Genomic DNA, 16,335 nt, shown 5'->3' with positions numbered 1-16,335 from the left:
TAAGACAAAATAATAAAAAGTTATTTTTATTAAAAAGTTAAGTGAAACTATGTTAAATAATTATTTTTTAAAGTGTTTTTTACCATATAAATATGATTATATACCAAAAAAAATAATTTATAAGCTTTAAGAAATAAAAAATAATGGTACAATAGTATTATAACATTAAAAGGAGACAAAATATGAGAAGTAAAAATCTAGTTCAGAAGGCAGAATTGAAAAATACTGAAAAACTAGAGAAATTTAATCGCCATAAAGGCAAAATCAAAATAGGTATATTAGGAGGTACTTTTGACCCTATACACTATGCTCATTTAGCAACAGCAGAGTTTATTAGAGATAAGTATGAAATTGACAAAATTATCTTTATACCATCAGGAAATCCACCACATAAATTAGGTATCACTACAAATAAGTATGATAGATACAATATGACACTTCTAGCAACTGAAAGCAATGAAGATTTTTTAGTTTCAAAAATAGAAATCGAAAGAAATAAAAGGACTTATACAATCGATACATTAAAATATTTAAAGAAAAAATACAAAAATGCTGATATTTACTTTATAACAGGGGCAGATGCTATTTGTAGTGTTGAAGAGTGGAAAGATGTAAAGCAAAACTTTGAGTTAGCTACTTTTATAGCTGCGACTAGACCAGGTATTAGCTTATTAAGGTCACAAGAAACTATAGAGAAACTGACTAAAAAATATAATGCTGACATTATAACAGTTTATGTTCCATCATTGGATATATCATCCACATATATAAGGGAACAGCTAAATGAAGGCAAGTCTATACGTTACTTAGTACCCGAAAATGTAGAAAATTATTTGTATGAAAATAAACTATATCAATATGGAGATGATTAAATGAACTTAGAGAATATTAACCAAAGATTAAATCAAATGCTACCAGTAGGGAGGCTTAGTCACTCAAAAAATGTTGCAGAATGTGCTGTAAAATTGTGTGAAATTTATGGATGTGACAAAGAAAAAGCTTATATAGCGGGGATGATTCATGATTGTGCGAAATACTTAAGTGATAAAGAAGTAGAGGATTATGTTAATAAGTATGAAATATACTTAGACCCAATAGAAGATGGAAACCGCTCTCTATCTCATAGTGTGATAGGGTCATACATATGTGAATATGAGTTTGGTATAGAAGATGAAGATATTATAAATGCAATTAAATACCATACAACAGGAAGAGAAGATATGTCTCTTTTAGAAAAAATAATTTACATAGCAGATTTAATTGAAGAAGGAAGAAAATTTCCAGTTGTAGATACATTGAGAGAATTAGCCTATGAAGGTAAGCTTGACGAAGCACTTTTAACTTCATTTAATAATACTTTAATGTTTGTCATTAATAAAAAAGAAGAAATACATCCAAGAACTGTTATGGCAAGAAACTACCTAATTAAAGAAAAGTTATTATAAAAATCTTATATAAAGGCAAACATATTAATAAAATTAAAGTTGACTATGTTACAAAATCGTATTAATATGTTAGAATAACTAAGTGTATTTAAATTAGGAAAGTGAGGAAATTTTATATGACAGTGGAACAAATGACAAAAATAGCATATGATGCCATAGAAGATAAGCTGGGTCAAGATACAGTTATAATAAATATAGGAAAAGTTTCTAGTTTATGTGATTATTTTGTTATTACTACAGCATCTTCTCAAAGACAAGTAAAAGCTATAGCTGGTAATGTTGAAGATGAATTAGCAAAACTAGGATTAGAGCCAAGAGGAAAAGAAGGACAAGGAACTCAAACTTGGGTACTTCTTGACTATGGGGATATAATGGTTCATGTATTTAATGAGGAAAATAGAGGATTTTATAATTTAGAAAAATTATGGAAAGATGCACCTTATATAGATATTGACACATTAGCATAAACATGATAATATATGTTATTATAGTTAGAAAATTTGAAAAATTGTATTGAATTGAATAGACTAGAGCAGTAAAAGATTATATTTTTTCAGAGAGTTAGTGTAAGGTGAGAACTAATATTATATAACTTTGAACTTACTAGATTAAAACCTATTCTCCATGGCTGGATTAAAAGCTATCTAAGAGAGTCTATAAAAGTAGGCTAATTAGGGTGGTACCGCGAAGATTTATCCTCGTCCCTAAACGTAAGTTTAGTGACGAGGATTTTTTATTTTCAAAGAATTATTTGGAAATTATAAGTAAATAATATTAAACAAAGTAGTTGAACGCAACTAAAAATAGGAGGCAAAATATGAGCGTATATAATTTTAAACAAGTAGAATCGAAATGGCAAAAAATTTGGAAAGATAATAACCAATACAAAATGGATACAGCACAAACTGAAAAACCTAATTATTACACATTAGAAATGTTCCCTTATCCGTCTGGAAAGATACACATGGGACATGTTAGAAACTATTCTATAGGTGATGTTGTCGCAAGATTCAAAAAAATGGAAGGTTATAATGTACTTCATCCAATGGGATGGGATTCTTTTGGTTTGCCAGCTGAAAATGCAGCTATAAAACATGGAATACATCCACATAAATGGACAATGGAAAATATAGAAGAAATGAAAGAACAATTAAATTTATTAGGGCTTAGCTATGATTGGGATAAAGAAGTAGCAACTTCAACTCCAGAATACTATAGATTTACTCAAGAAATATTTTTGAAATTTTTAGAACATGGTCTTGCATATAAGAAAAAATCTTATGTTAACTGGTGTCCTTCTTGTGAGACTGTTCTTGCAAATGAACAAGTTGTTCAAGGAGCATGTGAAAGATGTAAATCAACAGTATTAAAGAAAGACTTAGAACAATGGTATTTTAAAACTACTGAATTTGCAGAAGAATTACTTAATGATTTAGATACATTAGATGGATGGCCAGAAAAAGTTAAAATAATGCAAAGAAACTGGATAGGAAAAAGTACAGGAGCAGATTTAGTATTTGATATAGATGGAACTGACAAATCTATGACAGTATTTACAACTAGACCAGATACAACTTATGGAGTTACTTATATGGTACTTGCTCCAGAACATGAACTAGTTAAAGAATTGGTTGCTGGTACTGAGTATGAAGCAGATGTTGAAGCTTTTGTTCAAAAAATGCATACTATGACAGAAATAGAGAGAACAGCAGCTGATGTAGAAAAAGAAGGTATGTTTATAGGTAGATATGTTATAAATCCTTTAAATGGAAAAAAAGTTCCTCTATGGATAGCAAACTATGTATTAGTTGAATATGGAACAGGTGCTATAATGGCAGTTCCTGCACATGATGAAAGAGATAGAGATTTTGCTGAAAAATATAATCTAGATATAATAGATGTAATAACAGAAGATAATAAAATGATAAATTCAGAAGAATTTGATGGATTAGATGCTTCAGAAGGATTTGAAGGAATAATAAATAAATTAGAAAAAGAAGGTAGAGGAAAGAGAACAATTAATTATAGATTAAGAGACTGGTTAGTTTCAAGACAAAGATATTGGGGTTGTCCTATACCTGTAGTTTATTGTGATGAGTGTGGAATAGTTCCAGTTAAGAAAGAAGATTTACCAGTTCTTTTACCAACAGATGTTGAATTTACTGGAAAAGGAGAGTCTCCACTTACTACTTCAAAACAGTTTATGTCAGCAACTTGTCCTCACTGTGGAAAACCAGCTAGAAGAGAAGTTGACACTATGGATACATTTGTTGATTCTTCTTGGTATTTCTTAAGATATGTAGACAATAAAAATGAAGATGAACCATTTAGTAAAGACTTAGTTAACAGATGGCATCCGGTAGACCAATATATAGGTGGAGTAGAACATGCTATAATGCATTTACTTTATGCTAGATGGTTTGTAAAAGCATTTAAGAGTATGGGCATGGTAGACTTTGATGAACCATTTAAAAACTTACTTACTCAAGGTATGGTTCTTATGGACGGTTCTAAGATGAGTAAGTCTAAAGGCAATACAGTATCTCCTATGGATATAATTGATGAATATGGAGCAGATACTGCAAGACTTTTCGTATTATTTGCAGCACCACCAGAAAGAGATTTAGACTGGTCAGAGCAAGGTGTTGATGGATGCTTTAGATTCTTAAATAGAGTATATAGATTAGTTGATGAGTTAGCAGATGTCTTCAAAAAAGATGTTGAGTTTGGCGAGTTAAGTTCTCAAGATAAAGATATGAGATATACTATACATTCTACACTTAAAAAAGTTACTGTAGATTTAAGTGAGAAATTTGGATTTAACACTGCTATATCAGCTCTTATGGAATTAATAAATGATATGTACAAATATAAGGAGCTAGATAATATAAATGAAGCAGTTATAAAAGAAGGTGTACAAACAATAGTAACTATAATTTCACCATTTGCACCTCATTTAGGTGAAGAATTATGGACTATGATAGGTCAAGAAGGAAGTGTCTTTGATATAGATTGGCCTAAATATGATGAAACAGCACTAGTAAAAGATGAAATAGAAGTTGTTGTACAAGTTAATGGAAAGGTCAGAGGAAAGTTAACTGTTAGCTCAAATATATCTAAAGAAGATATGGAAAAAGTGGCTTTAGAAGATGAAAAAATTAAAGCTCTAGTTGAAGATAAAACTATAGTTAAAGTTGTTGCAGTTCCTAAGAAATTAGTTAATATAGTTGTGAAATAAATAAAAAAATTGTGAAATAAATAAAAAAATAAAGCTATAAAATAAAATCCCCTTATTGCAATATAATTAAAAAATTGCAGTAGGGGGAAATTTTATTTTAAACTCTATGATATAATTTATTTTAAATTCTAAACGCAATAATATAATTAACAATAGATTCCTTTTTCAAAGAAGTCTTTGATTTCATCAATATTATTAGTCTTTCCAAGAGCTAAAATAAGTTTTATTCTAGCTTTTTGCCCTGGAAGGTCTCCACCAAATATACATCCTATATTTTTTAAATCTCTACCAGAACCAAAGTAACCATAACTATCAAATACTCTACCTGAATGGCATCTAGAAACTATAACAACAGGAAGCCCTTTTTCTCTAGCATATTCAACACCAGAAAGCATCTGAGGAGGAATATTACCTCTACCCATAGCCTCAATAACTATACCTTTATATCCACTATCAACAGCAAATCTTATAAAATCTGCATTTTCTCCAACATATGCTTTAAATAGTGCAACTTTAGATTCTACCTTATCAGTATCTATAATTGTTCTATTTACAATATCTCTTGTAAGGACAAGTTCGTTACAGTCGATTATTCCCAATGGACCACTAGTTAAAGATTTAAAAGTATTTAAAGAAAGTGTATTTGTTTTAGTAGCTTCAGAAGCCAATAGTACTTCATTATTTAAAACTACAAGAACTCCTTTACCCATAGCATCTTTAGATACAGCAGTACAAACTGATGCAGATAAGTTGCTTGAACCATCATAACCAAGTTCAGAGCTACTTCTCATAGCACCTGTAACTATTACAGGCTTAATGTTGTCAATTGTAAGGTCTAGAAAATAAGCAGTTTCCTCTAAACTATCAGTACCATGTGTTATTACAACTCCTGTGATATCTTTTCTTGCTAATAAATCATTTACATAATTTTTTAATTCCATCATTCTATAAGGTGTTATATGAGGTCCTGGAATTTCATCAAAATTAAAAACTTCAACATCTGCAACTTTATCAATGTTAGTGACCATGGATAATATTTGTTCCCCAGATAAAGTTGGTATAGCAGCACCTACTTTATCATCTACTGTCATAGATATAGTTCCACCAGTAAAGACTATGGCAACTTTTTTCTTAATACTCATAATATTCTCTGCCTTTCACAAATAAAATTTATAATTCCGATAGGATTATATCAAAAAAATTTATTTAGGTCTATATAAATTCTTTTATTCGCATAATTTAGATATTTCAGTGTACTAGAATTATTTCTTTGTTTTTTCCCATTCAGCAATATAACTATTCAATATCTCTCTTATGGCTTTCCCTATTTTAGTGTAGGCTTCATCATATAGATTTGCTAGAGATATTCTAATTGACCATTCAGGTCCGTAGAATCCATTTCCACTAAGTAAGACTACTGAATAATCATTAGCCAATCTATAAAGTATATCTACTGGAGATGCATTCTTACTTATAAATCTGAATAAATCTTCTCCATAGTTTATTTTAGCCCATTCTTCAATATCAAACTGAGTATAATATGCAGCATTATTTTTATTTTTATTAACTGGAAGCTCTAAAGCTTCAAACAATAGTTTTTGACGTCTATGACATATACTCATATTAAGTTTTTTGTAGGCATCAACTTTATCAATTAATGCAAATGCAGAGAAAAATGACATTTGAACTTGTTGTGGAGTTGAAAGACCAGCAGTATGATTGAGAGCAACAAGTCTACTATCAGCAACAACTCTTTCCATAAATGAAAGGCTAGAAGGGTTAAGACTCATATCACTGTAACGCTTATCTACTGATTTCTTTAATTCTCCAGTTAAATCATTTATTTTTTTATCAAAAACATTCTTTTTATGAAGAGCGAATGTACCAAGTCTCCATCCTGTAACTCCAAAATATTTTGAATAAGAATAAACTCCAACCGTGTTATAAGGAAGTTTTGACATTAATGATGAAAAATCTTCTACAAAAGTCCCATATACATCATCTGATATTATCATTAAATCCTTATTATAATTTTCAATTACATCTATTAGATTATTACAAGATGTCTCATCCATAGCTATAGATGCAGGGTTGTTAGGATTAACAACAAATAAAGCTTTAATAGAATTGTCACGAAGCTTTTCTAATTCTTTCTTAGTATACTGCCATGTATGAGCACCTTTTTCATCAACCGCATTGGCGTTTATATTTACAACTTTAAAATCATATCGAGGAAGATTAGGTATCTCAAGGTAAGGTGTAAATATAGGAGTCATTAAAGCTATTGTATCGCCCTTTTTTAGAAGTTCATTTGCCATTAATGAATCAAATATATAACACATAGCAGCTGTAGCACCTTCAACAGCGAATATTTCTACATCGCCATATTTACCTGATATATCATATTTCATTTCTTGAACTAGATAATCATGCACTATTTTTTCCATATGAGGTAACATTCTATCTGGAAGTGGATAATTATCACCAATAATCCCATCAGCTAGTTCATGAACAAATTCATCACCATCAAATCCAAGTTCATTTATACCAAAATTTATAATATCTCTAGCTAAGTACGCTCCAGGCATATCTATATTTTCATTTATATATTTAAAGAATCTTTCCTTAATGCCCTTTTTTTGAGGCATACCAGCTAAATGACCTAAATCCCAATTAGAACGGGTTTCAGTAATCGCAAAATGACCAAAAGTGAAAAAAGCTTCTCTAGCAGTTGAACAAGTCCAATTTGGATTTCCACGACCTGCATCAAGCAATTCTCTATGATTTTCATTTGCAGTATGTTTCGCAATATCTATTAATTTGTCCTTAAATTCAAAAGGACTTATTTTTCCATATATGTTTTTGATTTCTTTATAAGTATTATTTTTCATGTTTAATTCCTCCTTATGTAATAAGTTTCACATTTTTATAATAAAATAAACAAGTTCCTAAAATGATTATACTTTAATTATAATAGGTTTATAGAAAAAGTAAAGTATAAAATTAAAATAATAACTCTATTTAGCTTTATAAAATGTATGTTAAAAGATAAAATACCTTTTAATAAAAAATGATTACTATATAAAATAAAACTCTAATTTAACTTGCATTTTATTTTTTTTATTTTATTTGTTGTAAAAGGTATAGTTTTATTATTATGAAAATGTATAAAATAAAACTTTCTTTTTGTTTAAAGTTGTTTATAAAAATATTTTAGGTTAGATTGGTAATATTAATGTTATTAAAGAAAATTAAAAAAAACAATTTTTAATTAAACAAAATAATATAAATATAAATTTTAGTAAAAATAATAAAGAATAAACTGTTATTTTGATAAAAAAGTAAAAATTATTTTAATATTATCATTTAGTGTAATGTAACTCAATTGAATATATGTGTTTATTGTATTCAATTGTTGTATTTTTAGTTTTTTTGTGATTAATTAAAAAATTATAAAAATCGTTTACATGTTGATTTTTAAAAAAAAAAGATATAGAATTATATAGAAAGTAATAAATAAAAATTGGATTTACGGGAGTGGAATAAAATGATAAATGTTACCTTAACAGATGTGAAAGAAGCTAGAGAGACCATTAAAGACATAGTTAAAAAAACTGATTTACTTGAAAGCGTTAAACTTAGCGAAAAAACAGGCGCAAAGGTTTTTTATAAATGTGAAAACCTTCAAAAAACAGGGTCTTTTAAATTAAGAGGAGCTTGTAATAAAATAGCAAGTTTAACAGACGAAGAAAAAGCAAGTGGAGTAATAGCTTCAAGTGCAGGGAATCATGCACAAGGTGTAGCATTAGGCGCAAAAATGACTGGTATAAAATCTACAATAGTAATGCCAGCAACTGCACCATTAGCAAAAGTTAGTGCAACTAAAGGTTATGGAGCAGAAGTAGTTTTAAATGGCGCAGTTTATGATGATGCATATTCAAAAGCTGTTGAAATACAAAAAGAAACAGGAGCAACTTTCTTACATCCATTCAATGATAAATATGTTATAGCAGGGCAAGGAACTATATCTCTTGAAATTTTCGAACAATTAAATAATAAGGTTGATACTATACTATGCCCAGTTGGTGGTGGAGGAATAATATCTGGTGTTGCTGTTGCAGCAAAGGCATTAAATCCTAATGTAAAAATAGTTGGTGTTCAAACTGCAAATATACCTTCAATGAAAGAGTCAATTAAAAACGGCAAAGTAACAACAGCATTTAATGATAGTACAATAGCTGATGGTATAGCTGTTAAAACTCCTGGAGACTTAACTTTTGAAATAATAAATGAATTAGTTGATGAAATAGTAGTAGTTGAAGAAACAGAAATAGCTGAATCAATATTATTTATGATGGAAAGTCAAAAGATAGTTTCAGAAGGTGCAGGGGCTGTGTGTACAGCTGCAATATTAAGTGGTAAATATGTACCAGCAAAAGACGAAAATGTAGTGTGTATAATATCTGGTGGTAATATAGATATAAATACATTATATAGAATAATAGGTGTTGCTCTAGCTAAAGAAGGAAGAAGATATTCATTTAGCACAATTATGGAAGATAAGCCAGGAAACTTTGCTGAATTAACTAGAATAATAAGTGAGAATGGTGGAAATATTTTAAGTGCTAATCAAGGTAAATTATCAGCAGGTGAAGCTCTAGGAAAACAAAGTGCGGAATTTATATTAGAAACAATAGATTATGACCATATAGCGAAAATAAAGAAAGCAATAGAAGAAAAAGGTTTTAAAATTATAGAATTATAATAAAAAGTGTATATAATATACAAGAAAAATAGTATAATAGTGTATGAAGATACATTTTATGTATAGTAGATTAACCAATTAGGAGGATTTTAATATGAAACATGAAGTATTGCATACTAATGATGCACCAGCAGCTTTAGGACCATATTCTCAAGCTATAAAAGCTGGAAACTTATTATTTGTATCTGGACAAGTTCCACTTGTACCAGAAACTATGGAAGTAGTTGAAGGAGATGTACAAGCTCAAACTGCTCAATCTCTAAAAAATCTTAAAGCAATATTAGCTGAAAGTGGAGCTGATTTTTCAAATGTAGTTAAAACTACAGTATTTATAAAAGATATGAATGAATTTGGTGCTATAAACGAAGTTTATGCTGAGTATTTTGGAGAAAATAAACCAGCAAGAGCTTGTGTAGAAGTTGCTAGATTACCAAAAGACGTTAAAGTTGAAATAGAAGTAATAGCTGTATTATAAGATTACAATATTTTTCAAACTGAAAAAAAGGGGCTGTCTCAAAATAGAGATAAGCCTTTTTTTCATTGTTGAAATGATGAAAATATATTTGATTTCATACAAAAAAAGAGTGCCTCATAAACTAAAAAGTTCATTTTGAGACACCTCCTTTTTTTATATTAACTTCTAATAGTTTGTCGTTCTTTTATAAAACATATTGATATAACTAATCCAATAAATGCAAGTGTGGCTGCTATTGAAAATGCTACATCTATTCCATGGATATTAGACAGGATAGCTGAACTCATGTGAGCTTTTTTAGTAGCAGTTGTCATTATAGTAATAAGTATAGCAGAGCCTATAGCACCAGATATTTGACGAAGTGTACTATTAATTGCTGTAGCATGAGATATAAGTTCTCTATCTAGTGTTTTAATTCCCCATGTAGTTAATGGCATTAGAACCATTGAAATACCAATCATACGAATACAATACATTAATGATACATGAATTAAAGATGTATCCTTGCCTAAAAACGCAAAAGATAAAGTTCCTAAAAATAAACATCCAGTGCCTAATATTGATAGAGCGTGAGGACCATATTTATCTAGATGACGTCCTGCGACTGGATTTAATGCAACCATTAGTATAGCACCAGGCATCATTAAAGAACCTGAAGCAAGTGCAGAGAATCCCCTTACAGATTGAATATATAGAGGTATCATTAATGTAGCAGACATCATTGAAGCATATACAATCATAATTAATAATGTAGAAATAAGAAATGGTTTATTTTTAAAAACTCTTAATTCTAAGAATGGTTCTTTAGATTTTAATTGACGCCATGTAAATAAAATTAATGATACAATTCCTAATATTATTGGTAAATATGTGGCACTATTAGTCCACCCATAATTACCTTGATTAGTAAACCCAATCAATAAACCACCAAAACCTAAAGAAGATAGTATTATTGAAGGTATATCCAGTTTTAGTTTTTGGGCTTCTCCAACATTCTTTAATAATATAAATGAAAGTATAACATCTAGTATAGCTATAGGTGAAAGAAGCAAAAATAAACTATGCCAACCAAATGAATCTACTAACCATCCAGATAAAGTTGGTCCTATTGCTGGAGCAAATCCCACTGTAATACCGACTAGACTCATAGCTGTACCACGTTTTTCTATAGGGCATAAATATAATATAATAACTTGTAAAAGTGGCATTAAAGAGCCAGAACCTACTGCTTGTAATACACGAGCAATCAACATAGTTGAAAAATCACGAGAGAAAAGCGCAATAATGCATCCTAAAGAAAAGATAGTCATTGATGTAATAAATAATTTTCGAGTACTAAATCTATTTATCAAGTAAGCTGTTGTAGGAATAATGATACCTGCAATAAGTAGATAAATTGTAGTTAACCACTGACCAACATCAGCAGTAATTTTAAAATCTGACATTATATTGGGAAGTGCAGTTGCCAGTAATGTTTGACTAAGAGAGCTTATAAAAGCGCCAGTCATTACGATTGCTATTATCAAATTTCCTTTTTTATTGTTTTTGCTATTACTTTGTATTTCCATAGTTTATAACGTCTCCTTTTTTAACTGATTTTTAATACTATTCAATAAAAGTACTTTTGGTCTCAAAATGTCTTCTTTTTCTAGATATGTAATCATTGCATCCATAATTAAAGAATCGTATAGTTGATTTTTTCCTTCTTCATATAATTTTTTTGATGCTTCTAGTAACTTAGGGTTTTCAATAAGAGAAGTGTTTGTTTTGATTAGCTCTTCTATATCCTGTATTGTTTTAAAAAATAATGATTTACTATAAAGAGAAGAGTAAGCTTCATCTTCTTGTTCATATAAAAACATTGATTTTTCAATTAAAGGATTTAGGTTATCAGCATTTTCTACAACTAAATCGAGTATTTGGATAGTAAATTCAGCAATAAAGTATACATTTATTTCTCTTTTTTGTATATGAATAATATATGTAAACTGGTGAATTAGAGCATCTAGTAAGAAAACTAAATCAAATAGAATGTTTTCTATTTTGTTGCCATAATTATCAAATAAACTCAACTTATATTCATTTAATAAATTAGCACGAGATTTTTTTTGTAACTTACTTGTCGTTTTACGTTGCACTTCAGAGAAATTTTCCCTCACATAAGTATTTATAGTAGTTCTAGAAAAAATATTTCCCCATACAGCTATTATTTTTCTTTTTAATTTTTCAGATGGATGGATATCTTTATTTTCATTAATAGAATGTATAATTTCTAAAAATTTTTCATCATAATAATTAATTATTTCACAGATAAAACTTTCTTTAGTTTCAAAATGTTTATAAAAAGTAGCTTTAGACATTTTACATTCTTTTACAATATCTAGTATTGAAGTATTTTGAAAACCTTTTTGGTCAAAGATTCTTTGAGCAATAGTTATAATAAGTTTTTGCTTGTCAGTCAATTGGCTATCTCCTTTCATATAAAAACGATAAGTACTAAGTAGTACTTTAAAGTTTCCATAAATACATTATACATCATTTGGAAAAAAAATCAATATCTGGACCTGTGATATAAAAAAATTGAAAAAAATATTGTTAGTTTTAGTAATATAAAGGAGAATTTAAGAGTTTCTTAAGAATTGTTTAAAGAATTTGCAATAAATTAATGATATGATTATACTATGAAGTAAAATGTCTTTAAATTTTTTAGGTATTAAATCTAAATTATGGGGGTGTAGTATATGAAAAAGAAAAGAGGTTTGATTATAGCTTTTGCATTTTTTCTAGTTTTCGCAAAAATGTTTATTAATATCTCTAGTGGAGAAAATAAAATTATGGCATATGAAATAAGTAAGTATAGAAAAGGTGTGAACGTTCTATCAATAAATAATATTGTAGTAGCAAACAAAAAGTATAGTTTACCTGAAGACTATTCTCCACAAGAAAGTAATGAAGCAAAAGATGCTTTTTATAAAATGAATAAAGATGCTCAAAAAGCAGGATTAAATCTAAAAGCCTTCAGTACATATAGAAGTTACAAATATCAAGAAAAATTATTTAACTCATATGCAGAAAAACATGGTGAGAAGGAAGCAAACAGATTTTCAGCTAAGCCAGGAGAAAGTGAACATCAAACTGGACTTGCATTTGATATTGGAGGAGACGACCAATCTTGTTGGGCAAATAAAAAATTTAATAATACAAAAGAAGCTAAGTGGCTGTATGAAAATGCATATAAGTATGGATTTATACTTAGATATCCAGAGGGAAAAGAAAATATAACAGGATACATGTATGAATCATGGCACTATAGATATGTTGGAACTGAACACAGTAAAAACTTTGCAATGAACAATTTAACTCTAGAAGAATATTTGCATATAGATTAAGCCATAATTTGTTAAATTTAGGTTAAAATAAAAAATAAGCTAGACTATTAATTGTGTAAAGTGTTATAATGTAAGTACAATTAAAGATAACTACTCGAAGGGGAGTAGCTTACACGAAAGTGGTAATTAATCGTCAGGACAGTAGAAATACTCGGTTAATTAGCAAGGAATTCCTTGATAGCAAGACCTTCAAAATAAGCATTAAGTATGTTTGTTTTGGGGGCTTTTTTTATTCAAGGAATTTTTTATTTGAAAAATTTCAAATTTCAAGTATACATAAGAGTCCCCAAACATAAAATAAATTTATTAAAGAGGAGGGCAACAAATGTCTTACAAAAGTACTTATCAAGAAATAATTAAAAATTTAGACTCAAGCTTAAATGGTTTGAGCAAAGAAAGAGCAGAAGAGCTATTAGAAAAAAATGGAACTAACGAATTAAAGGAAGCAGATAAGGTTCCTACGTATAAGCTTTTCTTAGAAAGTTTTAAAGACCCACTGGTAATAATTCTATTGATAGCTGCTTTAGTACAAATATTTTTAGGTGAAACTGTAGAGTCCATAATAATTTTTGCAGTTATTATTATCAACTCTGTTTTAGGTGTTGTACAAACAAAAAAAGCAGAAAGTTCATTAGAAAGTTTGAAAAATTTATCCGCACCAAATGCAAAGGTAATAAGAGACAATAAGAAAATGACAATTCCAGCAAAAAATTTAGTAGTTGGAGATATCGTATTTTTAGAAGCTGGTGATTACATACCAGCAGACGGAAGACTTATAGAAGCACAATCATTAAAGGTTGTAGAAGGGATGTTAACTGGTGAATCAGAACCAGTTCTAAAACATACAGAAAAAATAAACGAAGATGTAAGTTTAGGTGACCAAAAAAACATGGTATTTAGTGGTGCTGTAGTAGTTTATGGTAGAGGTTCATTTGTAGTAACTGGAACAGGTATGGAGACTGAAATGGGTAAAATAGCTGGTCTTTTAGAAACTGCCGAAAATAAGTTGACACCATTACAACAAAAAATAGAAGCTTTCAGTAAAAAGCTTGGTGTAGGTATTGTAGTACTTGCACTCTTAATATTTATAATTCAGGTAGCAAGAAATTACATGATGGCTGGGAATGGAGAAATGACACAAATTATTCTCGATTCATTCATGTTTTCTGTAGCAGTAGCAGTAGCAGCAATACCAGAAGCTTTATCATCAATAGTTACTATAGTACTGGCTGTTGGAACAAATAGTATGGCAAAGAAACAAGCTATAATAAGGAAATTACCAGCTGTAGAGACTTTAGGTTCAACAAGTGTTATATGTACTGATAAAACAGGTACTCTTACACAAAATAAAATGACAGTTGTGGACTGTTATATGTATGGAACTAACAATGATGAGCTTAATAAAGAAAATATAAATTATTCTTACCATGCTAAATTGTTGACTATGGTTTCTACATTATGTAATGATTCTCATATAACTAGTGATGGAAAAGAAGTTGGTGACCCAACAGAAGTTGCATTAATAAATTATTCAAGCAAAAACGATTTAGATTATGATAAATTAAGAAGTAAATATATTAGAATAAATGAAATACCATTTGATTCAGATAGAAAGCTTATGTCTACAGTAAATAGTATATATGGAGATTATATAATGTTTACAAAAGGTGCTCCAGATATTGTATTTAGTAGATGTAAATATGCTTTAAAAAATGGCTCAAAAGTAGACATAACAGATGAGATAATAGAAGAATACAAGAAGAGAAATGAAGAGTTTTCAAATAGAGCACTTAGAGTATTAGCATTTGCAATAAAAGATGTCCCAGAAGAAGGTTTTACACCTTCAATTGATGATGAACATGATATGACATTGGTTGGTATAATGGCAATGATAGACCCACCAAGAGAAGAAGTAATGGATGCAGTAAAAGAAGCGAAGAGTGCTGGTATAAAAACCGTTATGATAACTGGAGACCATAAAACAACAGCAGCAGCAATTGCAAAAGAAATAGGTATAATGGAAGATGGAGATTTAGCACTTACAGGGAAAGAGTTAGATGCATTAAGTGAAGAAGAATTAAATAAAAAATTAGAAGATATAAGTGTATATGCCAGAGTTTCCCCAGAAAACAAAATTCGTATAGTAAAAGCATGGCAACATAAGAATAACATAACTGCTATGACTGGTGATGGTGTCAATGATGCACCAGCTTTAAAACAAGCAGATATAGGTATAGGTATGGGAAGTGGTACTGATGTAGCAAAAGATGCTTCTGCTATGGTATTAGTTGATGATAACTTTGCAAGTATAGTAAATGCTGTTGAAGTTGGTAGAACAGTATATAGCAATATAATAAAAGCAATAACTTATTTATTTGCAGGAAACTTGGGTGCCATAGTGGCTATCTTATTTGCAGTATTTGCAGGATGGTCAAATCCATTTACAGCTTTACAACTTTTATTTATAAACCTAGTAAATGACTCCTTACCAGCAATAGCATTAGGGTTTGAAAAATCAGAAAAAAATATAATGAATAAACCTCCTAGACATCCAGATGAAAGTATATTGGCAGGAGGAACATTAAAAGCAGTGGCTATAAGAGGTTGTATAATTGGTATAGTTACAATAATTGCACAATATATAGGGCTACAAGTATCACCAGAACTTGGTGTAGCGATGGCATTTTCAACTTTAATATTAGCGAGAATAATGCAAACATTGCCTGCACGTTCTAATAATCAGACAATAGTAAAACTAGGCTTTTTTAGTAATAAATATGTTATAGGAGCAGTTTTAATATGTTTTGGACTTTACTCTTTAACATTAATGCCAGTTTTGAGAGGAATATTCTCTATTCCAACAGTATTTGGTTTATATGAATTAGGAATTTGTTTAGGTTTAGCATTACTTTCATCAATATTGATGGAACTTAATAAATTAATGAATAGAAATACTGTAAAATAATTAAAAATACTAAACTAAAGGGACATATTGATAAAATCAATATGTCCCCTATATAGTT

The 16,335-nt window shown here is 29.3% G+C and carries 12 protein-coding genes; 8 read left to right on the top strand and 4 right to left on the bottom strand.

Translation table 11 applies throughout. The annotated features are described in order from the left end of the window. Nucleotides 1-182: 182 nt before the first annotated feature. The 4 genes from nadD to leuS all read left to right on the top strand — a co-directional run bounded on the left by nadD (nucleotide 183) and on the right by leuS (nucleotide 4,683). Nucleotides 183-872, top strand: a complete 690-nt coding sequence (nadD, locus tag KGF41_RS01580; protein ID WP_227828158.1) for a nicotinate-nucleotide adenylyltransferase — start codon at nucleotides 183-185, stop codon at nucleotides 870-872. Continuing rightward, complete coding sequence (gene yqeK / locus KGF41_RS01575; protein ID WP_227432521.1) at nucleotides 873-1,445, top strand: bis(5'-nucleosyl)-tetraphosphatase (symmetrical) YqeK; 573 nt, start codon at nucleotides 873-875, stop codon at nucleotides 1,443-1,445. Between the two features lie 116 nt (nucleotides 1,446-1,561). Continuing rightward, nucleotides 1,562-1,912: a ribosome silencing factor gene (gene rsfS / locus KGF41_RS01570; protein ID WP_227828159.1), complete on the top strand. Its 351-nt coding sequence runs from the start codon at nucleotides 1,562-1,564 to the stop codon at nucleotides 1,910-1,912. Nucleotides 1,913-2,262: 350 nt separating this feature from the next. Further along, nucleotides 2,263-4,683 carry a leucine--tRNA ligase gene (gene leuS / locus KGF41_RS01565; RefSeq protein ID WP_227828160.1) on the top strand — a complete coding sequence of 807 codons (2,421 nt, stop codon included), beginning with the start codon at nucleotides 2,263-2,265 and terminating at the stop codon, nucleotides 4,681-4,683. A 146-nt stretch (nucleotides 4,684-4,829) separates the two neighbouring features. On the opposite strand, the gene KGF41_RS01560 is transcribed toward leuS, so the two are convergent. After that, nucleotides 4,830-5,825 carry an asparaginase gene (locus tag KGF41_RS01560; protein ID WP_227828161.1) on the bottom strand — a complete coding sequence of 332 codons (996 nt, stop codon included), beginning with the start codon at nucleotides 5,823-5,825 and terminating at the stop codon, nucleotides 4,830-4,832. A gap of 120 nt (nucleotides 5,826-5,945) precedes the next feature. Continuing rightward, nucleotides 5,946-7,574 (bottom strand): aspartate 4-decarboxylase, encoded by a 1,629-nt coding sequence (aspD, locus tag KGF41_RS01555; protein ID WP_227828162.1) that lies wholly within the window; start codon nucleotides 7,572-7,574, stop codon nucleotides 5,946-5,948. A 656-nt stretch (nucleotides 7,575-8,230) separates the two neighbouring features. Between aspD and ilvA the strand changes: the two genes are divergently transcribed. Then, nucleotides 8,231-9,448, top strand: a complete 1,218-nt coding sequence (gene ilvA, locus KGF41_RS01550) for a threonine ammonia-lyase (protein WP_227828163.1) — start codon at nucleotides 8,231-8,233, stop codon at nucleotides 9,446-9,448. Nucleotides 9,449-9,542: 94 nt separating this feature from the next. Next, the gene (locus KGF41_RS01545) at nucleotides 9,543-9,923 is read left to right on the top strand and encodes a RidA family protein (protein WP_227432527.1); all 381 of its coding nucleotides are present in this window, start codon (nucleotides 9,543-9,545) and stop codon (nucleotides 9,921-9,923) included. A 158-nt stretch (nucleotides 9,924-10,081) separates the two neighbouring features. On the opposite strand, the gene KGF41_RS01540 is transcribed toward KGF41_RS01545, so the two are convergent. Further along, nucleotides 10,082-11,491: an MDR family MFS transporter gene (locus KGF41_RS01540; protein ID WP_227828164.1), complete on the bottom strand. Its 1,410-nt coding sequence runs from the start codon at nucleotides 11,489-11,491 to the stop codon at nucleotides 10,082-10,084. Nucleotides 11,492-11,494: 3 nt separating this feature from the next. Continuing rightward, nucleotides 11,495-12,385 (bottom strand): TetR/AcrR family transcriptional regulator, encoded by an 891-nt coding sequence (locus KGF41_RS01535; RefSeq protein ID WP_227841078.1) that lies wholly within the window; start codon nucleotides 12,383-12,385, stop codon nucleotides 11,495-11,497. 279 nt (nucleotides 12,386-12,664) lie between these two features. Between KGF41_RS01535 and KGF41_RS01530 the strand changes: the two genes are divergently transcribed. Further along, complete coding sequence (locus KGF41_RS01530; protein WP_227856284.1) at nucleotides 12,665-13,312, top strand: M15 family metallopeptidase; 648 nt, start codon at nucleotides 12,665-12,667, stop codon at nucleotides 13,310-13,312. A gap of 325 nt (nucleotides 13,313-13,637) precedes the next feature. Then, the gene (locus KGF41_RS01525) at nucleotides 13,638-16,277 is read left to right on the top strand and encodes a cation-translocating P-type ATPase (protein ID WP_227828167.1); all 2,640 of its coding nucleotides are present in this window, start codon (nucleotides 13,638-13,640) and stop codon (nucleotides 16,275-16,277) included. The last annotated feature ends 58 nt before the right edge of the window (nucleotides 16,278-16,335 follow it).

Origin of the sequence: Clostridioides sp. ZZV14-6150 (assembly GCF_020657875.1) — a bacterium.
GTDB lineage: Bacteria > Bacillota > Clostridia > Peptostreptococcales > Peptostreptococcaceae > Clostridioides.
The sequence above is the reverse complement of the archived record's forward strand: the minus strand, read 5'-3'. Positions and strand labels throughout refer to the sequence as shown.